We start from the raw sequence: 20,256 nt of genomic DNA, 5'->3' as shown, positions 1-20,256 counted from the left end.
GGGAACCGCGTCGCGGTTCCCGGCCCTCGCTCGGACGGGCGTCAGCTCACTTGCGCTTGCGGATCTCGTCCGCGGCCTGCGGGACGATCTTGAACAGGTCGCCCACCACGCCGAAGTCGGCCAGCTCGAAGATCGGCGCCTCGCCGTCCTTGTTGACCGCGACGATGGTCTTCGAGGTCTGCATGCCGGCCCGGTGCTGGATGGCGCCGGAGATGCCGAGGGCGACGTAGAGCTGCGGGGAGACCGTCTTGCCGGTCTGTCCCACCTGGAACTGGTGCGGGTAGTAGCCGGAGTCGACGGCCGCGCGGGACGCGCCCACAGCGCCGCCGAGCAGGTCGGCCAGCTCCTCGACCAGCTTGAAGTTGTCGGCGTTGCCGACGCCGCGACCGCCGGAGACGACCACGCCGGCCTCGGTGAGCTCCGGGCGGGAGCCCTTCTGCTCGGCGACCCGGTCGACGACCCTGGCCAGCTTGTCGGTGTCGGTGACCGCGACGGTGAGCTGCTCGACGGCCGGGGTGGCCGCCGCCGGGGTCGGGTTGACCGAGTTCGGCCGGAGGGTGACCAGCGGCAGGCCGCGGGTGACCTTGGACTTGACGATCGTGGAGCCGGCGAAGGCCACCTGGGTGGCGGTGCCGTCGGCGGCCAGGCCGACCACGTCGGTCAGGATACCGTTGTCCAGCTTGACGGCCAGCCGGGCGGCGATCTCCTTGCCCTCCTGGGACGAGGCCAGCAGCACGGCGGCCGGCTGCACCCGCGAGACCAGCTCGGCCACGACGGTCGCCTTGGGCGCCACCAGGTAGCCGTCGATCTCCTCGCTCTCGGCCGCGTAGATCTTCTCCGCGCCGTACTCGCCCAGCTTGGCGCTCAGCGCCTCGGCGGCGCCGGGGCCACCGAGCACGACCGCGCTCGGGGTGCCCAGCTCGCGGGCGAGGGTGAGCATCTCCAGGGTGACCTTCTTGACGCCGAATTCCCGGGTGGCTTCGACGACGACGAGAACCTCAGACATGTCCAGACCTCTCACACGAACTTCTCGGTGGCGAGGAACTCGACCAGCTTGACGCCGCCGTCGCCCTCGTCGGTGATCTTCGCGCCGCCGGAGCGCGGCGGACGCTTGGTGTGCTCCAGCACGGCGCTGGTCGCGCCCTCGAAGCCCACCTCGGCCGGAGCGACACCGAGGTCACCCAGGGAGAGCGTCTGCACCGGCTTCTTCTTGGCGGCCATGATGCCCTTGAAGGACGGGTAGCGCGGCTCGTTGATGGTGTCCCAGACGGAGACCACGGCGGGGGTCGAGGCGGTGACCACCTCGTAGCCCTCCTCGGTCTGCCGCTCGACGGTCAGGGTCGCGCCGTCGACGGTGAGCTTGCGGGCGCCGGTCAGCGCCGCGATGCCCAGCCGCTCGGCGATCATGTGCGGCATGACCTGCACCCGGCCGTCGGTCGACTCGCTGCCGCAGAGCACCAGGTCGGCGTTCAGCTGGCCGAGCGCGGCGGCGAGCACCTTCGAGGTGGCGACGGCGCAGGAGCCGTGCAGTGCGTCGTCCAGGACGTGCACGGCCTTGTCCGGGCCCATGGAGAGCGCCTTGCGGATCGACTCGGTCGCCCGGTCCGGACCCATGGTCAGGACGGTCACCTCGCCGCCGTGCGCCTCCTTGATCTTCAACGCCTCCTCGATGGCGTACTCGTCCATCTCGTTGATGACGTTGTTCGCCGAACCGCGGTCGACGGTGTTGTCGTCAGTGCGCAGGTTGCGGTCCGCGCCCGAATCGGGCACCTGCTTGACGAGTACGACGATGTTCATCGCGCTTCGACGACCCTCCTGTTGGTGTTGCGATCGCTCGCCCGGTCTGGGGCGCAGCCTCGCGCGTCCGTTGACACCGGTCAACCGCGCAATGCTGTGCAGTTGCCCACGGCGCAATGTTACCTGCCAGTAGCATCCACCTCCGGCGACCTCAGGGTGACACAGCTCACCGAGGGCCCCGCGGGCGGGTAATCTGACGAATCGGGAGGTGTCACGAAATGTCAGAAAACACCAGTAGCGCCCACCCCGACGTCCCCCGGCACCTCTGTCGCCGGACGCGACCCGAGGCGTACCGGTGCGCCTGCGGTCGGCTCCGCGACCGGTGCGTCCGGGCCACCGTCCGGGCGCTCTGGTCGCCGGCCCGGCGGGCCCACGGCGAGCCCACCCGTCCCGACGCGCCCCGCGCCGTCGCGCCCGAGGGCGGCCACCGGCACCGGGCCGCCGGTGCGGCTCACGCCGGCTGATCCAGCGCGCCCCTGATCCGCTCGATGACCGCCGCCTCGGCCGGGGCCACCCCCCGGTGCGCGCCGGCGACCCGCTCGGCCGCGGACAGCACCACCTCGCGGTAGCCAGCCACGTCCCGGGGCGACTTCTCGCGCAGGATCCGCACGGAGCGGCCCAGCGCCGGCAGCACCACCGACTCGATCTCCAGCGCCGAGTCCCGGGGCAGCTTCGGCAGCGGGCCGCTGGTCAGCGCCTCCTTCACCACCCCGCTGCTGTCGGCCATCGCACCGGAGGCGGCGAAGCTCTCCCGGAACAGCGCGAGCATCCCCGGGTCGGCGTTGGCCACCAGGAACACCGCCCCGAACGCGCCTGTCTTGAGGGTCAGCCGCTCCTCGGCCGTCAACCGCTGCTCCATGATCACGGAGTGTAGACGTAGGCGGTGGCCGTGGTGACCGCTACGAGCCCCAGCCGCTGAAGGATCGGCCGGCTGTCCGGCGAGCAGTCCACCTGGAGCAGCGTCCTGCCGCGCTGCTGGGCCAGGCGCGCCCGGTACGCGACCAGCGCCCGGTAGACGCCCCGCCGCCGCCACCGGGGCAGGGTCGAGCCGCCCCAGAGGGTGGCGAAGCTGCTGTTCGCCTGGTATCGCACCCAACCCGCGCTGACCACCTCGTCGCCCGCCTCGGCCACCACCACGGTGATCGACTGCGGATCGGCCTCGATCTCCTTCGCCAGGCCGGTCGCCAGGTGGCCGCGGTCGTCGTGCCAGACCGCCTCCTCCATCGCGGCGATGCGCTCCAGGTCCTCCCGGGCGCTGACCTCGCGCAGGCGTACCCCCTCGGGCAGGACGGGGACGGCGGCGGCCAGCGCCGCGACCGGACCGACCACGACGGTTTCCTCGTCCTCCGCGACGAATCCGGCGGCGCGCAGCCGATCGGGCAGGTCGGCCGGCTGGTCGTGGCCGTTGAGCTTCCACTCCACCGCCTCGCCGCGCCGGCGGAAGAACTCCACCTGCCGGGCGATCAACGCGTCCAGCTCGGCGCCGGCGAGCCCGTCCAGCGTGCGGTACGTGAGGAAGCCGCGCCGGTCGAGGCCGAGGACGCGGACCAGCGGGCCGTCCCGTTCCACGCTGACCCCGGCCGGCAACGGGTCCGGGATCTCCGGGCGGACCTGGGCGTCGTAGGCGTCCCGCAGCGTGCGGGCGTCAAGATCGGTCATCACCTCAGGCTACGGCCGGAAGGAAGCGGATAATCGGCGGCATGTGGCAGGTGATCAGGCGGTGGTTCGACCCGCGCGAACTCCGCGCGGTCGGCAGCACCCCCGACTACCGCTTCTCGCTGGCCAACGAGCGGACCTTCCTGGCCTGGCTGCGTACCGGGCTGGCGCTGGTCGCGGGTGGGCTGGCCGCCGCGCAGTTCCTGCCGCCGCTGCCGCTGGCGCACCTGCGCGAGGTGATCGCCGTCGCGCTGCTGCTGCTCGGCGGCACGGTCGCCGTGCGGGCGGTCGACCACTGGGCGCGTACCGAGCGGGCCATCCGGCTCGGCGAGGAGCTGCCCGCCTCCCGCTTCCCGGCGGTGCTCGCCCTCGCCGTCGGCCTCGGCGCGCTGCTGCTGGTGGTGGCGGTGCTGGCCCGGGCGGTCGGCGGCGCGTGAGCCACGGGGCGGAGCCGCCACGGCGGGACCGGCCGGCGCGCGACCCCGGGCTGCAACCCGAGCGGACCCGGCTGGCCTGGCGGCGGACGGCGCTGGCGCTCACCGTGATCATCGTGCTGACCGTGCGGCTCGCGCTCACCGGCCCGCCGGCCGGCCGGACGCTCGGCGCGCTGGTCGCCGGGGCCGCCGTGCTGGGCTGGGTTGCGGCGCTGGCGGTCTGCTGGCGGCGGGCCACCGGCGTCAGCCCGAGCCCCGGCTACGGACGGTCGCTGCCCCTGGTCGCCCTCGCCGCCGCCGGCTTCGCGCTGCTCGGCACCCTCCTGGCGGCGCGCGGACTGGGTTGACGGGAGCCGGTGCGCCATCATTGACCCATGGCCCGGCTCTACGTCCTCCTCTTCGTGGTGCAGATCGTGCTAGCCGTCTGCGCGCTGATCAGCTGCCTCTCCGCCGAGGAGGGCGAGATCAAGGCCCTGCCCCGGCTCGCCTGGGTGCTGATCATCCTGTTCTTCCCGCTGCTCGGCTCCCTCGCCTGGTTCGCCGCGGGGCGCGAGCGCGTCCCCGGGCGGCCCACGGGCGAGACGCCGAAGGGGCGGATCCTGCCGTCCCGGGGGCGGCCCCGCCCGGTCGCCCCCGACGACGATCCCGAGTTCCTCAGCTCGCTCGGCGAGCGCTCCCGCCGCGAGGACCAGGAGCTGTTCCGTCGCTGGGAGGAGGACCTGCGCCGCCGCGAGGACGACATGCGGCGGCGCGACGGCGAGCCACCGCGCGAGGAGGACCGCCCCGAGGGCTCCACGCCCGGCGCCTGAGTCCGGCGCCGTCGCCGGCCTCCCGGCGACGGCGGCGGGCCCGGCTCAGGCCAGGTTCGACGAACGGGGGTACGCGTCGGCCGGGTCGGTGAGCACGTTGACCAGGTACGGCACTCCGGCGTCGAACGCCCGCCGCAGGGCCGGCCCGAGGTCGCCGGCCTTCGCCACCGTCTCGCCGGCCCCGCCGAGGGCGCTCACCACGTGGTCGTAGCGCAGCTCCGGCTGGAGGTCGGCGGCGACGTCGTAGCCGTACATGGCGCGCATGGGGTGCTTCTCCAGGCCCCAGATGCCGTTGTTGCCGACCACGATCACCACCGGCAGCTTCTGCCGGGCGAGCGACTCGACGTCCATCAGCGAGAAGCCGGCCGCGCCGTCGCCCATGAGGACGCAGATCTGCCGGTCGGGGTGGCTGACCCGGGCGCCCATCGCGTAGCCCATGCCGGTGCCGAGGCAGCCGTACGGGCCGGGGTCGAGCCAGGTGCCGGGCTGCGCGGGCTCCAGGTAGCGGCCGGCGTACGAGACGAAGTCGCCGCCGTCGCCGATGGTGATGGCGTCGCGGGCGAGGACCCGGCGCAGCTCGCCGTAGACCCGGGCGGGCCGGATCGGGTCCGTCTCGGCGGACATCTCCTCGGCGTCGCGGGCCTTCGCGGCGTCCTCGGCGGTACGCAGGTCGGCGATCCAGTCGGCGTGCTCGGCCCGGTCGCCGCGGTGGTCGGCCAGCGTGGTGAGGATCAGCCGGAGGTCCCCGGCGGGGGCGGCGGCCGGCTGGACGTGCCCGGCCCGCTGGCTGGGCGCGTCGACGATGTGCACCACCGTGGCGTCGCCGAAGTCGCCGAAGCTGAGCCGGAAGTCGAGCGGGGTGCCGATCACCACGACCACGTCGGCGCCCTTCAGCGCCACGCGACGGGCCTTGGCGAAGGCGAGCGGGTGCTCCGGCGGCAGCGCGCCCCGGCCCATCCCGTTGGTGAAGACCGGCACCTGGAGCGACTCGGCGGCGGCCCGCAGGGCGTCGACCGCGTCCCCGGCGTAGACGTCGGAGCCGGCGATGATCACCGGACGGCGGGCGGCAGCGATCAGGCCGGCCGCCTTCGTCACCTCGTCGGGGTCGGGCTCGACCGGCGCGATGCCCGGCAGTGTGGGCAGCTCGGCGTCGGCGACCGAGAAGACCGCCTCCAGAGGGAAGTCGAGGAAGACCGGGCCCCGGTGGGGGGTGAGCGCGGTGGTCAGCGCCGCGGTCACCGCGCGCGGGATGTCGTCGGGGCTGAACACCGTCTCGGCGTGCTTGGTGACCGGGGCGACCAGGGGCAGGTGGTCCATCTCCTGGAGGCTGCCCGAGCCCCAGCGGAACTGCGGGGCCCGGCCGCCCAGCACCAGCACCGGCGAGGCGTTGAAGTACGCGCTGGTCAGCCCGGAGATGCCGTTGGTGACGCCCGGGCCGGCGGTGAGCACGGCGAGGCCGGGGCGGCGCTGGAGCTTGGCCACCGCCTCGGCGGCGAAGACCGCCGACTGCTCGTGCCGCACGTCGTAGATGGGGAAGCCGGTGGAGTGCGCGGCGTCGTAGAGCGGGAAGACGTGCCCGCCGGAGAGGGTGAACATCTCCCGCACCCCGTACGCGCGCAGCGCCGCGAGCGCGAGCTCCCCGCCGTGACCTTCGATCCGCTCCGTCATCGCCGCTTTCCCTTCGTCCGCATGGCCGGAGTCACACGCTACTCACCGGTAGGCGGAATGTGAACAGTTCTCGATTCGGCGCGCCGGAGGGCCGGCGGGTCGCCCCGCCGGCCCGGGCCGCTCAGCGGCCGGTGAAGTCCGGCTTGCGCTTCGCCACGAAGGCCGCCATGCCCTCGCGCCGGTCGTCGGTGGCGAACAGCGCCGCGAACAGCTGGCTCTCCCAGGCCAGGCCGGAGTTCAGGTCCATGTCCAGGCCGCCGTCGACGGCGAGCTTGGCCGCGCGCAGGGCCTGCACCGGGCCGGTCAGGTACGGGCGGACCAGCTCGACCGCGGTGTCGTAGACCTCGGCCGCCGGGGCGACCCGGTCGGCCAGGCCGATCCGCAGGGCCTCCTGGGCGTCGACCATCCGGCCGGACATGATCAGGTCCTTGGCGCGGGCCGGGCCGATGAGGCGGGCCAGCCGCTGGGTGCCGCCCGCGCCGGGGATGATGCCGAGCTTGATCTCCGGCTGCCCGAGCTTGGCGTCCTCGGCCACCACCCGCCAGTCGCACGCCAGTGCCAGCTCGCAGCCGCCGCCGAGGGCGTAGCCGGTGATCGCGGCGACGACCGGCTTCGGGATCCGGGCGATCGCGCCGAGGGCGCTGGACAGGTCGGCCGCCCGGTCCGCCATGTCCACGTAGGACATGTCGGCCATCTCCTTGATGTCCGCGCCGGCCGCGAAGACCTTCTCCCCGCCGTACACGATGACGGCGCGGACGCCCGGGTCGGCGGTGGCCGCCGCGGCGGCGGCGCGCAACTCCTCCTGCACCTGGGTGTTCAGGGCGTTCATCGGCGGCCGCTCCAGCCGGATGGTGCCGATGCCGTCCTTGGTCTCCAACCGCACGAACTCGCCCACGCTGGCCCTCACTTCCTCGTCGAAGTCGCGTGCCAACCTTACGGCCCGGATCGTTGGGGTAAGTAGTGTGGTGTCAGGCCCGCCACCGGGAGTATCGCCATGATCACGTACTACGACGACAGGTCCGTGCAGGTCACCTCGACCGCCGTCCGGGTGGACGGCCGGACCTTCCGGCTGGCCGACATCAGCATGGTCTGGCACCAACGCGGCAGCCGGTCCTGGCGGGTGCTCGCGGGACGCGGCGCGATCGGCGCGGCGCTCGCCGGTCCCCTGGTCGCCGCCGCCCTCGGCATCGCGCTCGCGCTCTGGCTGGACCGCTCCCTCACCGTGACCATCGCCGTCGTCGGCGCCTCGGTGCTGGTCGGGCTCGCGGTCGGCCCGGTCGCCGACTTCCTCTTCGAGCACCTCGACCGCTCGTACGCCCGGGGCAGCCGGCAGCTGGAGATCTGGGCCCGCTGGCGCGGCCAGCCGGTGCGGCTGCTGTGCACCGGCGACGCACTGCGCTTCGGCCAGATCTACCGGGCGGTGCAGCGGGCCGTCGAGGCGGGACAGCCGGTGTCGCCCCGCCGCCGCTAGAACTCGATCGGCCCGTCGGGCAGCATGCCCAGGCCGCGCAGCAGGCCGAACAGGTCCTGCTCGCCCCAGAACTGCACGATCCGGCCGCCGGCCAACCGGTACATCTTGCACGCGCTTTGCACCGCCGTCGCGCCGGTGGCGTCCCGGCGGTAGGTCTGCGCCAGCGACACCACCACGCGGTCGTCGGCGGCGAAGATCTCGACGATCTCCTGGTCGAGCACGGTCAGCCCCGGCGAGGCCACGGCCCCCTCGACGTGGTGCCGCCCCCGGACCCCGGCGCCGGAGCCGTAGATCAGCACGTCCTCGTCGACCACCGCGCGCAACTCCGCCAGGTCCTTGGTCACGAAGGTCCGCAGGTAGCGGCGGACCACCTCGACGTTGCGCTCCTGCTCCGTCATGACCGGTCACGGTACCCGCCCGCCGTCCCGGAACCCCCGGGACGACGCGCGGGCGAGCGGGGCCTGACCTCGCGCGCCCTTTGGAGCTGATGACGTGGCCGACTCACCCGACCGGCCCCCTCGACGAACGCTGGCGACCCCGGCGGCGATGTCGTAGACGATTCAGCTCCAAAGGGCCGACGCGACACCACCTCCGCCCGGCACCCGCCTCGCTCGGCAGAACCTCGCGCGGCACCGCCACCGACGGCGCGGACCGCGCGACCGGCGCAGCCCGCCCGGCAGTGGTTAGGCTTAGTGATGACCATCTATTACCGGGACGACGCGGTGCAGGTGACCTCGGAGTCGATCCGGATGGGCGGCCACGCCGTGGCGATCGCCGACGTGACGTACGTCTGGCACGCGCAGGGGCCGAAGACACTGGCGGTACGGGGGCGCGTGCTGGGTCGCGGCGTCCTGGTCCTGCTCCTGTCGCTGCCCCCGCTGATCGCGGTGGTCTGCGTGCTCTCGCTGGCCTGGTCGGCGCAGGACCGGGGCGAGTGGCAACTGGCGCTGATCATCCTCGCCGCGTGCGCGGTCGGCGCGCTGGCCCTGACCCCCTTCCTGGAGATCCCGCTCGGCTGGCTCGACCGCTCCTACGAGCGGGGCAGCAAGGTGCACGAGCTATGGGTCCAGCACCACGGCCGGGAGGTGCTGCTGCTGCGCACGCCGGACGCGCTGCGGTTCGGGCAGATCTACCGGGCGGTGCAGCGCGCGGTCGAGCAGCACACGGACTCCTGACCTCGGGGGCCCGCCGCGCTGTCCGGCGGTACGGGCGCGGGCGACGCACACTTGGTGCCATGGTGATTCCCCTCCCCCGGCCCGCCGCGGTCGTCGGTCTGACCCGCTCCGCCCTCGACCAGGCCCTCGGCTCGGCCGCCTCGTTCGCCGCCGTGCCGGCCCGCGCGTTCGCCGTGCTGGACTCGGTGGAGGCCCTGCTGCACCGGGTCGACGGCATGGTGGACCGGATCGGTGGCGTGGTGGACCGGATCGAGCAGACCCTCGACCGCACCGACCGGGTGCTCGCCGACGCCGAGGGCGCGGTCCGGGAGGTGGCCGTCATCAGCGCCGCCGCGACCACCGCGATCGAGACCGCCACCGAGGTGGCCGCCGCCGTGGCCGTCGTGGTCGGGGAGGCGGAGAAGGTGGCCCGCACCGCCGGTGCGGTGGTCGCCGAGGCCGACGCGGTGGCCGGCCGGGCCGCCGGCACCGTGGGCACGGCGGCGGAGGCGGCGGCCACCGCCGCCGAGCTGCTGACGGCGTACGAGCCGGCGCTGCGCCGGGCCGCCCCGATGGCGACCCGGTTCGTCGAACAGCTCAGCCACGAGGAGGTGACCGCCGCGATCCGCCTCGTCGACGAGCTGCCCAAGCTCAAGCAGCACCTGACGGCGGACATCCTGCCGATCCTGGCCACCCTGGACCGGGTCGGCCCGGACCTGCACGACCTGCTCGACGTCACCCGCGACCTGAAGCTCGCCGTCGCCGGCATCCCCGGGCTGGGCATGCTCCGCCGCCGGGGCGAGAAGCTCACCGACGACGTCGAGGCGTGACCGGCGACGTCGCAGCGGGCCCCGGCGGGCGTCAGGGGAGCGGCCGGCGTGGCCGATCCGGATCAGGCGGGAACGTACAGCTCGTCGATCTCGGCCCGGCTGGGCAGCGCCACGGAGGCGCCGAGCCGGCGGGCGCAGGCCGCCCCGGCCGCCGCCGCCCAGCGCACCGCGTCGACCACGTCGCGGCCCTCGCCCCAGGCCACCGCGAGCGCGGCGGTGAAGGCGTCCCCGGCGGCCGTGGAGTCCACCACGTCGACCTTGACCGCCGGCACGTGCACGGCGGTGCCGTCGCGGTCGCCGTACCAGGCGCCCTCCGCGCCGAGGGTCAGCACGGCCCGGGGCGCCAGGTCGAGCAGAGCCGACGGCTCGTCCCGGCCGCGCCCGGTCAGCGCCTGCGCCTCGGTCTCGTTGACCACCAGCAGGTCCGTAGCCGCCAACAGCTCCGGCGGCACCGGCACCGCCGGGGCGGCGTTGAGCACCACCCGGGTGCCGGCCGCCCGGGCGACGACGGCCGCCTCGGTCACCGTCCCGACCGGGATCTCCAGCTGCGCGAGCAGCACGTCCGCCCCGCGTACGGCGGTCAGCTCGGACTCGGTCAGGCTGCTCATCGAACCGTTGGCGCCCGGGCTGACCAGGATCGCGTTCTCGCCCTCGGCGTTGACCATCACCAGCGCCACCCCCGACGTGCCGTACGTCGTGCGGAGCTGCCCGGTGTCGACCCCGGCGGCGGTGATCCGCGCCCGCAGGGTGACGCCGAACGAGTCGGAACCGATCGCCCCGAGGAAGGCGCAGGAGGCACCGGCCTTGGCCGCGGCGATGGCCTGGTTGGCGCCCTTGCCGCCGGGCACCATGACGAAGTCGGTGCCGAGCAGGGTCTCCCCCGGCCGGGGCAGGGCGGGGGCGGTGCCCACCAGATCCATGTTGGCGCTGCCCACCACGACGACCCGGGTCTGCCGCATCGCCACCTCCTCGCCGCCGGACACTGCGGCGAAGTCTAGGACCCCGCCGGCGGCCGGCGCCCGGCCCGGGGAGCCCGGGTCAGGCGGCGCGGGCGGTGAACCGGTCGCCGGAGCGCTGCACGACCAGCGGCAGCCCGAAGGTCTTGGAGAGGTTGTCCCCGGTCAGCGTGTCGTCGAGGAGCCCCTGCGCCACCACCCCGCCCTCACGCAGCAGCAGCGCGTGCGTGAAGCCGGGCGGGATCTCCTCCACGTGGTGGGTCACCAGCACCAGCGCGGGGGCGTCCGGGTCGTGGGCCAGCTCGGCCAGCCGGGCGACCAGGTCCTCCCGGCCGCCCAGGTCGAGCCCGGCGGCGGGCTCGTCGAGCAGCAGGAGTTCCGGGTCCGTCATCAGCGCGCGGGCGATCTGCACCCGCTTGCGCTCCCCCTCGGAGAGGGTGCCGTAGGTGCGCTCGGCGAGGCCGCCGATGCCGAGCTGGCCCAGCAGGGCGCGGGCCCGGGCCTCGTCGCTGCTGTCGTAGCTCTCCCGCCAGCGCCCGAGCACCGACCAGGCGGCCGTGACGACGACGTCGCTGACCCGCTCGTCGGCGGGCACCCGCTCGGCGAGCGCGGCGGTGGAGAGCCCGATGCGGGTGCGCAGCTCGTTGACGTCGGTGCGGCCGATCCGCTCGCCGAGCACGTGGGCGGTGCCGGTGGTCGGGTGCAGCCGCCCGGCGGCGAGGTTGAGCAGGGTCGTCTTCCCGGCGCCGTTGGGCCCGAGCACCACCCAGCGCTCGTCCAGCTCGACCCGCCAGTCGACGTCGTGCAGCAGTGCCGTGCCAGCCCGGCGTACGCCGACGCCGTCGAGGCTGACCACCAGATCCTCGTCCCCAGTCACCCGCCCATCCAACCACGCAACGCCGGGGCGCCCCCCACGGGCGGCGCCCCGGCCATAGGGTGGGGCGCCGTGTCGTTGGTCACCACAACCGGAGGACGATCCATGCCCGGTCGGAGCACGGAGCCGCGCGGATGAGCGGGGTCATCGAGATCGAGGGTCTGCGCAAGACCTTCCACAGCGTGCGGCAGGGCCGCCGGGTGGCGGTCGACGGCTTCGACCTGCTGGTCGAGGGCGGCCAGATCCACGGTTTCCTCGGCCCCAACGGGTCGGGCAAGACCACCACGCTTCGCGCCCTGCTCGGGCTGGTGCGGGCCGACGCGGGCCGGATGACGGTGCTGGGCGTCCCCTCGCCGGACGGGCTGCCCCTGGTGGCCGGGCGGGTCGGGGCGATCGTGGAGAGCCCGCAGTTCTTCGGCAACTTCACCGGCCACCGCACGCTGCGCCTGCTCGCCCGTGCCGGCGGCGTGCCGACCGCCCGGGTCGACGAGGTGCTGGAGCAGGTGGGCCTGCGGGACCGGGGCGACGAGCGGGTGAAGGGCTACTCGCTGGGCATGAAGCAGCGGCTGGCCGTGGCCTCGGCCCTGCTCAAGGACCCGGAGCTGCTGATCCTGGACGAGCCGGCGAACGGGCTGGACCCGGCCGGCATCCGGGAGATGCGGGACTTGATGCGCTCGCTCTCGGAGGCCGGCGTGACCGTGCTGGTCTCCAGCCACATCCTCGCCGAGATCCAGCTGATCTGCGACCACGTGACGATCATCTCGCGGGGCCGGCGGGTGGCGGCCGGGCGCGTCGACGAGGTGCTGGCCGGCTTCGACCGGCACGAGCTGCTGGTGCGGGTGGACGACCCGGCGCGGGCCGTGGAGCTGCTGACGGCGGCCGGGCTGGTGGCGACCGGGCACGACGACCACCTGGTGGTGGGCGACGTGGACGACCCGACCACGGTCAGCCGCACGCTGGGCGAGGCCGGCCTCTGGGTCCGCGAGCTGACCCCGCTGCGGCCCGACCTGGAGAGCGTCTTCCTCGAACTGACCGGCGCGGCGGGGCACCCGGCGCTGCCCCGGCAGGTGGACGACTCGGTGCTGCCCGACGGTGGGCCCCGGGAACCGGTGATCGACCTCGACGTGCGGGGAGTGGACGCGTGAACCTGGTCCGTGCCGAGCTGGAGCGTCTCGGCGCCCGGCGCTTCGTGCAGCTCATGCTCGTCCTGCTGGTGCTCGCCTTCGGCGTCACCGCGGCGACCACCCTGGCGAGTTCCCACCGGCCCTCCGCCGAGGAACTCGTCCAGGCTCAGAACGCCGCCGCCGCGGCGCGCGCCGACCTGGAGCGCACCCACCAGCTCTGCCTGGACCGGCAGCGCGGCGCCGTGCTGGCGGACGACGTGGAGGAGTACGTCCCCGAGGACTGCGGCGAGGTCGACCCGGCGCAGATGGAGCGGGCGCCCGTGGCGGCCGACTTCCTCCACGGGGTGTTCACCTTCGCCGACGAGGCCGGCCCGCTGCTCTACTTCCTGATCGCCTTCCTCGCGCTCTTCGGGTTTTTGGTCGGCGCCTCCTACATCGGCGCCGACCTGAACTCGGGCGGCGTGGTCAACCTGTTGCTCTGGCGCCCCCGGCGGATGACCGTGCTCGGCACCAAGCTGGGCACCCTGCTCGGCGGGATGGCGCTGCTGTCGGTGGCCGCCTCGGCGGCGTACCTCGGGACGTTCTGGCTGATCGGCCGGGTCGCCGGGCGGCCGGGGCGGCTCGACGGGGAGTTCTGGGTCTCGCTGGGCGCGACCTGGGGGCGCGGTCTGCTGCTGGTGCTGCTGCTCACCGCGGTCGGGTTCGCCGTCGCCACCCTGGGCCGGCACACCTCGGCGGCGCTCGGCGCGGTCGCCGGATACCTGGTGGTGTGGGAGTTGGGCGCCCGGCTGGTGATGGAGATCCTGGACGTCGTCAAGGTGGACCGGTACATGCTCTCCAGCTACGCGGCCGCCTGGCTGAACGGCCGGGTCGAGTTCTGGGACTACCGGGCGTGCGGCAACGGGGTGGACGTCTCCTGCAACGGCCTCTACGTCATCACCTGGCAGTCCTCGCTGGTCCTGCTTCTCGGGCTGGCCGGCGTGTTGACCGCCGCCGCCTTCGTGGCGTTCCGCCGCCGTGACCTGATGTGACGCCCGCCCGGGATGTGGCAAGACCTTGCAGCACCCCGGGCAACGATGAAATATTCCTTCACATGACGCCCGCCCGCCGCCGACCCCGCCGCCGCGGGGCGGCGGCCGGCGCGCGCCCCGCACCGGCGGCCGGCCGGCCCTGGTCAGCCGACCGTCGAGCCGAAGACCTCGTCGCGGACGGCGTCCAGCGCGGTGCGCAGCGCGCCCCGCAGGATCGGCTCCTCGGGCAGCCCCGTGGGCACCACCCGGGGGCGGACCAGCGTGATCGCCGCGACCTCGTGCTGCACGCGCTCGGCCAGCGCCGCCCCGCCGGCCTGGCCGACCTCGCCGGCGAGCACCACCAGCGGCGGATCCAGCACCACGCAGGTGCTCGCCACGCCCAGCGCCAACCGGCGGGCCACCTCGTCGAGCATGGGGCCGCCGGCCGTGCCGTCGGCCACCGCCGCGCGCACCGCGTCGGCGCCGCTGTCGTCCGGGTAGCCGTGCGCGCGGGCCAGTTCGCGGACCGCGTCCGCGCCGACCAACTGCTGGAACGCCGGCTTCGCCCGGCGGGACACGTCACGCGGGATGGGCGCGCCGGGCACCGGCAGGTAGCCGATCTCGCCGGCGGCACCGCTGCTGCCGTGGTGCAGCCGGCCGCCCAGCACGATCGCCAGGCCGACGCCGGCGCCGACCCAGACCAGCACGAAGTCGGTCAGCCCCTGGGCCGCGCCCGACTGCGCCTCGGCGACGGCGGCCAGGTTGACGTCGTTCTCGAAGACCACCGGGGTGTGCAGGTCGTCCCGGAGCGCGGCGAGCAGACCGGTGTGCCAGCGGGGCAGGTTGAAGGCGAACGTGATGTCGCCGGTGCCGGGGTCGACGAGGCCGGGGGTGCCCAGCACGATCCGCCGTACGCTCGACAGCTGGGCCCCGGCGCTGCTCGCGGCCTGGACCACCGCGTTGTGCACGACCCCGACGGGGTCGTCGGTGTCGCGGGTCGACTGCTCGACGCGGCCGATCACCGTCCCGGTGATGTCCGCGCAGGCGGCGACCACCCGATCGGCGCCCACGTCCACCCCGACCACGTGCGCGCTGCCGGGCCGCACGGCGTAGAGCTGGGCGTTCGGCCCGCGCCCGCCGGCCTGCTCGCCGACCCGGGCGACCAGCCCCCGCTCCTCCAGCCGCTCGACGAGCTGGGAGGCGGTGACCTTGGACAGCCCGGTCAGCTCGCCGAGCCGGGCCCGGGTCAGCGGCCCCTGCTCCAGCAGCAGCTCCAGCGCCGCGCGGTCGTTGAGCGCCCGCAACAGGCGGGGGGTGCCGGGCAGCCGGGTCGCACTCATGCCACGTCCTCTAGTTTTGGTAAACCTTGCTAACTGTAAACCGACCTGCGAGCGGGTAGCCGACAGCGTATCGGCCGCCCGGGAGCGGGGTGCTCGGCCGACCCGGTACGTCACCGACCCCCGCCGGTACGAAATCGTGCCGACGGGGACGAAAGGGGAAGATCACGTGGGGCTGGATCCAGGACTGCGCCGGCTCGCGCTCGGCACGCTGCTCGCCGCGTACCCGGGGCCGGTTCCCCCGGGCTGGGCGGTCGACCTGGTCGCCGAGGGGCTCGCGGGGCACACCCTGTTCGGCACCAACGTCCACGACCCGGGGCAGGTGGCGGCGAGCACCGCCGCCCTGCGGGCCGGCCGCCCGGACGTGCTGGTCGCGATCGACGAGGAGGGCGGCGACGTCACCCGGCTGGCGCACGCCACCGGCAGCCCGTACCCCGGCAACGCGGCGCTCGGCGCGATCGACGAGGTGGCGCTGACCCGCCGGGTCTACGAGGCCATCGGCGCGGAGCTGGCCGCCCTCGGCGTCACCGTCAACCTCGCGCCGACGGTGGACGTGAACACCGCCGACGAGAACCCGGTGATCGGCACCCGCTCGTTCGGCGCCGACCCCGCCCGCGTCGCCGCGCACTCCGCCGCCGCCGTGGCCGGCCTCCAGGCCGCCGGGGTCGCCGCCTGCGCCAAGCACTTCCCGGGGCACGGCGCGACGGTCGCCGACTCCCACCACGAGCTGCCCACGGTGGACGTGCCGCTCGACGTGCTGCGCCGGCGCGACCTGCCGCCGTTCGCCGCGGTCGTCGCGGCCGGCGCACGGGCCGTGATGACCGCGCACATCCGGGTGCCGGCGCTGACCGGCGACGGCCCCGCCACGTTCAGCCGGGCCGTCCTGGTCGACCTGCTCCGCGGCGAGTACGGCTTCACCGGCACCGTCATCACCGACGCGCTGGAGATGAAGGGCGCCGCGGTGGCGGCCGGCGGGATCGGCCCGGCCGCCGTCCGGGCCCTCGCCGCCGGGGCAGACCTGCTGTGCATCGGCGCCGAGGTCGACGCCGAACTGGTCGAGCGGGTGGTCGCGGAGATCGTCGGTGCGCTGGCCGACGGCCGCCTGGACCGGGCACGGGTGGAGGAGGCGGCCGGCCGCGCCGCCGCGCTCGCCGCCTGGACCGGGGCCGCCGGCACGACGTCCGCCGCCTCCACCCCCGACAGGCTCGGGTACGCCGCGGCACGGCGCGCCGTGCGGGTGGAGGGGGAACTGGCCGGCCTGGACCGCCCGCTGGTCGTCCAGCTGCACGCCACGTCGACCCTCGCCGAGGGGCGGGTGCCGTGGGGCCTCGGCCCGCACCTGGCCGGCGCGGAGGAGCTGCGCGTGGTCGCCACCGAGACCGGGCCGGCCGCCCTGCGCCAGCTCGCCGGGGACCGGCCGATCGTGCTGGTCGGCCGCCATCTGCACCGGTTGCCGGGCGGCGCCGACCTGGTGACCGCCCTGGCCGCCGAGCATCCGGTGACCGTGGTCGAGATGGGCTGGCCCTCCGGGTGGCGTCCGGCGGGCGTACGGGCGTTCGTCACCACGTACGGCGCGAGCCACGCCTGCGGGCGCGCGGCCGCCGAGGTGCTCGGCCTGGCCGGCTGACGCGCGCCCGGCTGCGGGCGGCGGTTCGCCCCGGCCGGGCCCGGCCGGCTTCGACCGGGCCCGGCCGGGGTATGCGACAGCATGACCGCCACCCATCCGTGGCACCGGGCGCTGGCCGACCTCGTGTCCCGGTCCCACCGGCTGCCCCCGGACGAGCTCGCGGCCACGGTCGGCGCCGTGCTCCGGCCGCTGGGCGTGGCGGCGACCGTGTACCTGGTCGACGCCGAGCAGCGCGGCCTGCGCCCGCTGCCGGGATCGGACCGGCCCGCGCCGGACGTGCTGCCGATCGACACCAGCCTGGCCGGCCGCGCCTTCACCCAGGTCGAGGTGCACGCGGGCCAGGGGCCACCGCCCCGGCTGTGGGTGCCGATCGTCAACGGCACCGACCGGCTGGGGCTGCTGGAGGTGTTCCCGCCGACCGACGCCGACCTCGCCGACGAGGCGCTGCGCGACGGCTGCCGGCTCATCTCGGGGCTGGTCGGCCACCTGGTCACCAGCAAGCGGGACTACGGCGACGTCCTGCACCGGACGCGCCGGAGCCGGCCCATGGGGGACTCCGCCGAGTTGCTCTGGCACCTGCTTCCGCCGCTGACCTTCGCCACCCCGGAAGCGACGGTCAGCGCCCTGCTCGAACCCTGCTACGAGGTCGGCGGGGACGCCTTCGACTACGCGGTGCACGGGGGGACCCTGACGCTGGCGATCCTCGACGGGGTCGGTCACGGCCTGCCGGCGGTGCTCACCACCTCGGTGGCGTTGGCCGCGCTGCGGGCGGCCCGGCGCGCCGGCTCGGACCTGCCCGGCCTGGCGCGGGCGGTGGACGCCGCGATCGTCGCCCAGTGGCGGGACGCGCGGTTCGTCACCGGGGTGCTCGCCGAGCTGGACACCGGCTCCGGGCTGCTGCGGTACGTCAACGCCGGGCACCCGCCGCCGGTGCTGCTGCGCCGGGGACGGGCCGTGCAGGAACTGGCCGGGGGCCGCCGGCTCCCGCTCGGCCTGCCCGACGACGGCGGAGAGGTCGCCCAGGCCCGGCTTGAGCCCGGCGACCGGCTGCTGCTGCACACCGACGGGGTGACCGAGGCGCGCGACCCGGCGGGCGGGATGTTCGGGCTGTCCCGGCTGGCCGACCTCGCCGAGCGGCACATCGGGTCCGGGCTGCCGGCCGCGGAGACGCTGCGCCGGCTCAGTCACGCGGTGACCGAGCACCAGGGCGGGGCGCACCAGGACGACGCGACCCTGATGCTGGTCGAGTGGTCCACGACCGCGTCGGCGAACGCGGAGCCCTGAGCCGGTCAGTCCAGCCCGCGCCACCCCCGCGCGACGGGCCGGCCGGTGGCCTCGTCGGCGAGCCCGAGCAGGGCGTCGACCCCGGTGATCCGCAGGACCCGCGCCACCCCCGGCTGCGGGCCGGTCACCCGCAGCGTCACGTCGCCCTCGCGGCCCACGGCGACGCCGTGCACCAGGACGCGCACGCCACTGGAATCGAGGAAGCGCACGTCGGCGAGGTCGACCACGACCTCCCGGACGCCGGGCCGGCGCAGTGCCTCGGTGAGCGTCGCCTCGAACTCGCCGGCGGTGGCCATGTCGATCTCACCAGCCGGGTGCAGGACCACCCGCCCCGGCTCCGTGTCCCACGTACCCCGGTCCATGGCCCGCCTCATCGTCGAAAGGACGCGCCCGGCAGCGGCGCGCCTCGACCATACCGACCCCCCGGCCGGCCGGGCCACGCCGCCGGCCGCGAGAGCCCACTTGAACGCGTTCAAGAATTCGCCTACGCTGAGGCGACAACATTTGAACATGTTCAAGAGGGGCGTCGGCGATGGACACGAAGGTCTGGATGTACCTGGTCTACCTGGCGATCAGCATCGGGCTGACCGTCTGGGTGGCCCGGGCGCTGTCGCGCAACGGGCTGGTCTTCCTGGAGGAGGTGTTCGCCAACGAGCGGCTGGCGAGGGCCGTCAACAGTCTGCTCGTCGTCGGCTTCTACCTGCTCAACCTCGGCTACGTCACGGTGGCCATGAAGCACCCCGACCCGGTCGGCTCGACCGCCCAGGCCATGGAGGAGCTCTCCCTCAAGATCGGACTGGTGCTGCTGGTGCTCGGCGCGCTGCACTTCTTCAACGTCTTCGCCCTCGGCCGGTACCGCCGCGGCCGGCTACGCCAGTTCGCCACCCACCCGCCGCTCGCCCCGGCCGGCCGGCTGCCCATGCCACCCGCGCCGCGCGGCCCGCACGCCAACCCCGCCGGCCCGCACCCCGCCGGTCCGCACGCCAATCCGGCCGGCCCGCACGCCAACCCGGCCGGCCCGCACCCCGCCGGCCCGATGACCACCGGGTACTCCGGCGGGCCGGACGGCCTCCCGGACGCCACCGCGCACGGGGGTGGTGGCGTCCGGGGGTTCACCGTCCTCTACGACGCGCACTGCCCACTCTGCCGGTCCGCGCGGCGCTGGCTGGCGTCCCGCGCCCAGCTCGTACCCCTGGAGTTCGTGCCGGCCGGCTCGACCGAGGCCCGGCGGCGCTTCCCCGGCCTGGACCACGACGCGACGCTGCGCGACCTCACCGTGGTCGCGGACACCGGCGAGGTGTACGTGGGGGACGGCGCCTGGCTCGCCTGCCTCTGGGCCCTGGCCGGCCACCGGGCCACCGCCGAGCGGCTGGCCCGACCGCACCTGCTCCCGCTCGCCCGCCGGGTGGTCGCCGCCGCCTCCTCGGTGCGCGAACGCGTCCGCGACCCGTGGGCGGAGCCGGCCGACGACCTGGCGGGATACGGTGGCCCCGATGACCGAGCAGACTGCGCCGACGACCGCTGCGGGTGAGCCGGCGACCGCGCGCGGCGAGCAGACCCGGCAGCTCATCCTGGACACCGCCATGCGGCTGTTCCGCGAGCGCGGGTACGCCCGGACCACCATGCGCGCCATCGCCCAGGAGGCCGGGGTGGCGGTGGGCAACGCCTACTACTACTTCGGCTCCAAGGAACACCTGATCCAGGAGTTCTACGCCCGCGCCCAGGCGGAACACCGGGCGGCGGCCGGGCCGGCGCTCGACCGGGAGCCCGACTTCGCCGCCCGGTTGGCCGGGGTGCTGCACGCCGGGATCGACGTGCTCACCCCGTCACACTCCTTCGCCGCCAGCTTCTTCAAGACGGCGGCGGAGCCCACCTCCCCGCTGAGCCCCTTCTCGGCGGAGTCGTCCGGCCCCCGCGAGGCGGCGATCGCCCTCTTCGCCGAGGTGCTGGACGGCTCCACCGCCCGGGTCGACCCGGAGTTGCGCCCGCACCTGCCGGAGCTGCTCTGGCTGGCGTACATGGGGGTGGTGCTCTACTGGGTCTACGACCGCTCGCCCGGCCAGGCCCGCACCCGGCAGCTGATCGACGGCGCGGTGCCGTTGGTCGACCGGCTGGTGGGGCTGTCCCGATTGCGCGTGCTGCGCCCGGTGACCCGGCAGGTGCTCGACCTCATTCGCACGCTGCGTCACTGAACCCCGCCCCGCCATCCCCCGAATAGCCGCAGG

At 74.8% G+C, this 20,256-nt stretch carries 23 protein-coding genes; 12 read left to right on the top strand and 11 right to left on the bottom strand.

Features of this window, described 5'->3' with window-relative positions; all coding sequences use genetic code 11:
• Positions 1-46 precede the first annotated feature (46 nt).
• The 4 genes from ACSNN9_RS11470 to ACSNN9_RS11455 form a co-directional block, all read right to left on the bottom strand.
• Positions 47-1,006 carry an electron transfer flavoprotein subunit alpha/FixB family protein gene (locus ACSNN9_RS11470; RefSeq protein WP_358091310.1) on the bottom strand — a complete coding sequence of 320 codons (960 nt, stop codon included), beginning with the start codon at positions 1,004-1,006 and terminating at the stop codon, positions 47-49.
• Positions 1,007-1,017: 11 nt separating this feature from the next.
• Entirely contained in the window at positions 1,018-1,797 is a 780-nt protein-coding gene (locus tag ACSNN9_RS11465) for an electron transfer flavoprotein subunit beta/FixA family protein (protein WP_436673005.1), read from the bottom strand.
• 451 nt (positions 1,798-2,248) lie between these two features.
• Positions 2,249-2,656 (bottom strand): hypothetical protein, encoded by a 408-nt coding sequence (locus ACSNN9_RS11460; protein ID WP_436673004.1) that lies wholly within the window; start codon positions 2,654-2,656, stop codon positions 2,249-2,251.
• Between the two features lie 2 nt (positions 2,657-2,658).
• A complete protein-coding gene (locus ACSNN9_RS11455) occupies positions 2,659-3,456 on the bottom strand; it encodes a GNAT family N-acetyltransferase (RefSeq protein ID WP_436673003.1) in 798 nt (265 codons plus the stop codon).
• A gap of 41 nt (positions 3,457-3,497) precedes the next feature.
• On the opposite strand from ACSNN9_RS11455, the gene ACSNN9_RS11450 reads away from it, so the two are divergent.
• From ACSNN9_RS11450 to ACSNN9_RS11440, 3 genes are read left to right on the top strand one after another with little or no spacing between them, the layout of a single operon-like run.
• Positions 3,498-3,890: a YidH family protein gene (locus ACSNN9_RS11450; RefSeq protein WP_358091318.1), complete on the top strand. Its 393-nt coding sequence runs from the start codon at positions 3,498-3,500 to the stop codon at positions 3,888-3,890.
• The gene (locus ACSNN9_RS11445; protein WP_436673001.1) at positions 3,887-4,234 is read left to right on the top strand and encodes a DUF202 domain-containing protein; all 348 of its coding nucleotides are present in this window, start codon (positions 3,887-3,889) and stop codon (positions 4,232-4,234) included. The genes ACSNN9_RS11450 and ACSNN9_RS11445 overlap by 4 nt, the downstream gene beginning before the upstream one ends.
• 27 nt (positions 4,235-4,261) lie before the next feature.
• Positions 4,262-4,696, top strand: a complete 435-nt coding sequence (locus tag ACSNN9_RS11440; RefSeq protein WP_436673000.1) for a PLD nuclease N-terminal domain-containing protein — start codon at positions 4,262-4,264, stop codon at positions 4,694-4,696.
• 45 nt (positions 4,697-4,741) lie between these two features.
• Here ACSNN9_RS11440 and ACSNN9_RS11435 read toward each other — a convergent pair whose 3' ends face one another.
• Together ACSNN9_RS11435 and ACSNN9_RS11430 are read right to left on the bottom strand one after the other, a co-directional pair.
• Positions 4,742-6,364 carry an acetolactate synthase gene (locus ACSNN9_RS11435; protein WP_436672999.1) on the bottom strand — a complete coding sequence of 541 codons (1,623 nt, stop codon included), beginning with the start codon at positions 6,362-6,364 and terminating at the stop codon, positions 4,742-4,744.
• A gap of 121 nt (positions 6,365-6,485) precedes the next feature.
• Positions 6,486-7,259: an enoyl-CoA hydratase-related protein gene (locus ACSNN9_RS11430; protein WP_436672998.1), complete on the bottom strand. Its 774-nt coding sequence runs from the start codon at positions 7,257-7,259 to the stop codon at positions 6,486-6,488.
• A 99-nt stretch (positions 7,260-7,358) separates the two neighbouring features.
• On the opposite strand from ACSNN9_RS11430, the gene ACSNN9_RS11425 reads away from it, so the two are divergent.
• Positions 7,359-7,835 (top strand): DUF6232 family protein, encoded by a 477-nt coding sequence (locus ACSNN9_RS11425; RefSeq protein WP_436672997.1) that lies wholly within the window; start codon positions 7,359-7,361, stop codon positions 7,833-7,835.
• Here the strand turns inward: ACSNN9_RS11425 and ACSNN9_RS11420 are convergent.
• Positions 7,832-8,233, bottom strand: coding sequence for a nuclear transport factor 2 family protein (locus tag ACSNN9_RS11420; RefSeq protein WP_436672996.1), 402 nt, complete (start codon positions 8,231-8,233; stop codon positions 7,832-7,834). The two genes, ACSNN9_RS11425 and ACSNN9_RS11420, sit on opposite strands and share 4 nt — an antisense overlap.
• Positions 8,234-8,530: 297 nt before the next feature.
• On the opposite strand from ACSNN9_RS11420, the gene ACSNN9_RS11415 reads away from it, so the two are divergent.
• Together ACSNN9_RS11415 and ACSNN9_RS11410 are read left to right on the top strand one after the other, a co-directional pair.
• Entirely contained in the window at positions 8,531-9,010 is a 480-nt protein-coding gene (locus ACSNN9_RS11415) for a DUF6232 family protein (RefSeq protein ID WP_358091330.1), read from the top strand.
• A 59-nt stretch (positions 9,011-9,069) separates the two neighbouring features.
• Positions 9,070-9,819, top strand: a complete 750-nt coding sequence (locus tag ACSNN9_RS11410) for a hypothetical protein (protein ID WP_436672995.1) — start codon at positions 9,070-9,072, stop codon at positions 9,817-9,819.
• A gap of 62 nt (positions 9,820-9,881) precedes the next feature.
• Here ACSNN9_RS11410 and ACSNN9_RS11405 read toward each other — a convergent pair whose 3' ends face one another.
• Positions 9,882-10,778: a ribokinase gene (locus tag ACSNN9_RS11405; RefSeq protein ID WP_436673013.1), complete on the bottom strand. Its 897-nt coding sequence runs from the start codon at positions 10,776-10,778 to the stop codon at positions 9,882-9,884.
• A 79-nt stretch (positions 10,779-10,857) separates the two neighbouring features.
• A complete protein-coding gene (locus ACSNN9_RS11400; protein WP_436672994.1) occupies positions 10,858-11,664 on the bottom strand; it encodes an ABC transporter ATP-binding protein in 807 nt (268 codons plus the stop codon).
• A gap of 119 nt (positions 11,665-11,783) precedes the next feature.
• On the opposite strand from ACSNN9_RS11400, the gene ACSNN9_RS11395 reads away from it, so the two are divergent.
• Together ACSNN9_RS11395 and ACSNN9_RS11390 are read left to right on the top strand one after the other, a co-directional pair.
• Positions 11,784-12,794, top strand: a complete 1,011-nt coding sequence (locus tag ACSNN9_RS11395) for an ABC transporter ATP-binding protein (protein ID WP_436672993.1) — start codon at positions 11,784-11,786, stop codon at positions 12,792-12,794.
• Positions 12,791-13,804, top strand: a complete 1,014-nt coding sequence (locus ACSNN9_RS11390) for an ABC transporter permease subunit (RefSeq protein WP_436672992.1) — start codon at positions 12,791-12,793, stop codon at positions 13,802-13,804. The genes ACSNN9_RS11395 and ACSNN9_RS11390 overlap by 4 nt, the downstream gene beginning before the upstream one ends.
• Before the next feature lie 143 nt (positions 13,805-13,947).
• Here the strand turns inward: ACSNN9_RS11390 and ACSNN9_RS11385 are convergent, their stop codons facing one another.
• Positions 13,948-15,123: an ROK family transcriptional regulator gene (locus ACSNN9_RS11385; RefSeq protein ID WP_357883872.1), complete on the bottom strand. Its 1,176-nt coding sequence runs from the start codon at positions 15,121-15,123 to the stop codon at positions 13,948-13,950.
• 166 nt (positions 15,124-15,289) lie between these two features.
• On the opposite strand from ACSNN9_RS11385, the gene ACSNN9_RS11380 reads away from it, so the two are divergent.
• A complete protein-coding gene (locus tag ACSNN9_RS11380; RefSeq protein ID WP_436672991.1) occupies positions 15,290-16,747 on the top strand; it encodes a glycoside hydrolase family 3 N-terminal domain-containing protein in 1,458 nt (485 codons plus the stop codon).
• Between the two features lie 81 nt (positions 16,748-16,828).
• Positions 16,829-18,031 carry a PP2C family protein-serine/threonine phosphatase gene (locus ACSNN9_RS11375; RefSeq protein ID WP_436672990.1) on the top strand — a complete coding sequence of 401 codons (1,203 nt, stop codon included), beginning with the start codon at positions 16,829-16,831 and terminating at the stop codon, positions 18,029-18,031.
• Positions 18,032-18,036: 5 nt separating this feature from the next.
• Here the strand turns inward: ACSNN9_RS11375 and ACSNN9_RS11370 are convergent, their stop codons facing one another.
• Positions 18,037-18,393: an STAS domain-containing protein gene (locus ACSNN9_RS11370; RefSeq protein ID WP_436672988.1), complete on the bottom strand. Its 357-nt coding sequence runs from the start codon at positions 18,391-18,393 to the stop codon at positions 18,037-18,039.
• A 170-nt stretch (positions 18,394-18,563) separates the two neighbouring features.
• Between ACSNN9_RS11370 and ACSNN9_RS11365 the strand changes: the two genes are divergently transcribed.
• Both ACSNN9_RS11365 and ACSNN9_RS11360 read left to right on the top strand, forming a co-directional pair.
• Positions 18,564-19,562 carry a DCC1-like thiol-disulfide oxidoreductase family protein gene (locus ACSNN9_RS11365; protein WP_436672987.1) on the top strand — a complete coding sequence of 333 codons (999 nt, stop codon included), beginning with the start codon at positions 18,564-18,566 and terminating at the stop codon, positions 19,560-19,562.
• Positions 19,525-20,223 carry a TetR family transcriptional regulator gene (locus ACSNN9_RS11360; RefSeq protein ID WP_436672986.1) on the top strand — a complete coding sequence of 233 codons (699 nt, stop codon included), beginning with the start codon at positions 19,525-19,527 and terminating at the stop codon, positions 20,221-20,223. The genes ACSNN9_RS11365 and ACSNN9_RS11360 overlap by 38 nt, the downstream gene beginning before the upstream one ends.
• Positions 20,224-20,256 lie beyond the last annotated feature (33 nt).

The sequence above is a fragment of the Micromonospora sp. URMC 107 genome (assembly GCF_051386315.1).
GTDB lineage: Bacteria > Actinomycetota > Actinomycetes > Mycobacteriales > Micromonosporaceae > Micromonospora.
This window is presented reverse-complemented; position numbering and strand designations above follow the sequence as displayed.

Excerpts from the sequence above, each read along its gene's own strand:
- ACSNN9_RS11435 (WP_436672999.1), bottom strand. The coding sequence starts at position 6,364 with ATGACGGAGCGGATCGAAGGTCACGGCGGGGAGCTCGCGCTCGCGGCG.
- ACSNN9_RS11410 (WP_436672995.1), top strand. The coding sequence starts at position 9,070 with ATGGTGATTCCCCTCCCCCGGCCCGCCGCGGTCGTCGGTCTGACCCGC.
- ACSNN9_RS11375 (WP_436672990.1), top strand. The coding sequence starts at position 16,829 with ATGACCGCCACCCATCCGTGGCACCGGGCGCTGGCCGACCTCGTGTCC.
- ACSNN9_RS11360 (WP_436672986.1), top strand. The coding sequence starts at position 19,525 with ATGACCGAGCAGACTGCGCCGACGACCGCTGCGGGTGAGCCGGCGACC.
- ACSNN9_RS11405 (WP_436673013.1), bottom strand. The coding sequence starts at position 10,778 with ATGCGGCAGACCCGGGTCGTCGTGGTGGGCAGCGCCAACATGGATCTG.
- ACSNN9_RS11440 (WP_436673000.1), top strand. The coding sequence starts at position 4,262 with ATGGCCCGGCTCTACGTCCTCCTCTTCGTGGTGCAGATCGTGCTAGCC.
- ACSNN9_RS11470 (WP_358091310.1), bottom strand. The coding sequence starts at position 1,006 with ATGTCTGAGGTTCTCGTCGTCGTCGAAGCCACCCGGGAATTCGGCGTC.
- ACSNN9_RS11370 (WP_436672988.1), bottom strand. The coding sequence starts at position 18,393 with ATGGACCGGGGTACGTGGGACACGGAGCCGGGGCGGGTGGTCCTGCAC.
- ACSNN9_RS11455 (WP_436673003.1), bottom strand. The coding sequence starts at position 3,456 with ATGACCGATCTTGACGCCCGCACGCTGCGGGACGCCTACGACGCCCAG.
- ACSNN9_RS11460 (WP_436673004.1), bottom strand. The coding sequence starts at position 2,656 with ATGGAGCAGCGGTTGACGGCCGAGGAGCGGCTGACCCTCAAGACAGGC.
- ACSNN9_RS11415 (WP_358091330.1), top strand. The coding sequence starts at position 8,531 with ATGACCATCTATTACCGGGACGACGCGGTGCAGGTGACCTCGGAGTCG.
- ACSNN9_RS11465 (WP_436673005.1), bottom strand. The coding sequence starts at position 1,797 with ATGAACATCGTCGTACTCGTCAAGCAGGTGCCCGATTCGGGCGCGGAC.
- ACSNN9_RS11420 (WP_436672996.1), bottom strand. The coding sequence starts at position 8,233 with ATGACGGAGCAGGAGCGCAACGTCGAGGTGGTCCGCCGCTACCTGCGG.
- ACSNN9_RS11450 (WP_358091318.1), top strand. The coding sequence starts at position 3,498 with ATGTGGCAGGTGATCAGGCGGTGGTTCGACCCGCGCGAACTCCGCGCG.
- ACSNN9_RS11395 (WP_436672993.1), top strand. The coding sequence starts at position 11,784 with ATGAGCGGGGTCATCGAGATCGAGGGTCTGCGCAAGACCTTCCACAGC.
- ACSNN9_RS11385 (WP_357883872.1), bottom strand. The coding sequence starts at position 15,123 with ATGAGTGCGACCCGGCTGCCCGGCACCCCCCGCCTGTTGCGGGCGCTC.
- ACSNN9_RS11365 (WP_436672987.1), top strand. The coding sequence starts at position 18,564 with ATGGACACGAAGGTCTGGATGTACCTGGTCTACCTGGCGATCAGCATC.
- ACSNN9_RS11425 (WP_436672997.1), top strand. The coding sequence starts at position 7,359 with ATGATCACGTACTACGACGACAGGTCCGTGCAGGTCACCTCGACCGCC.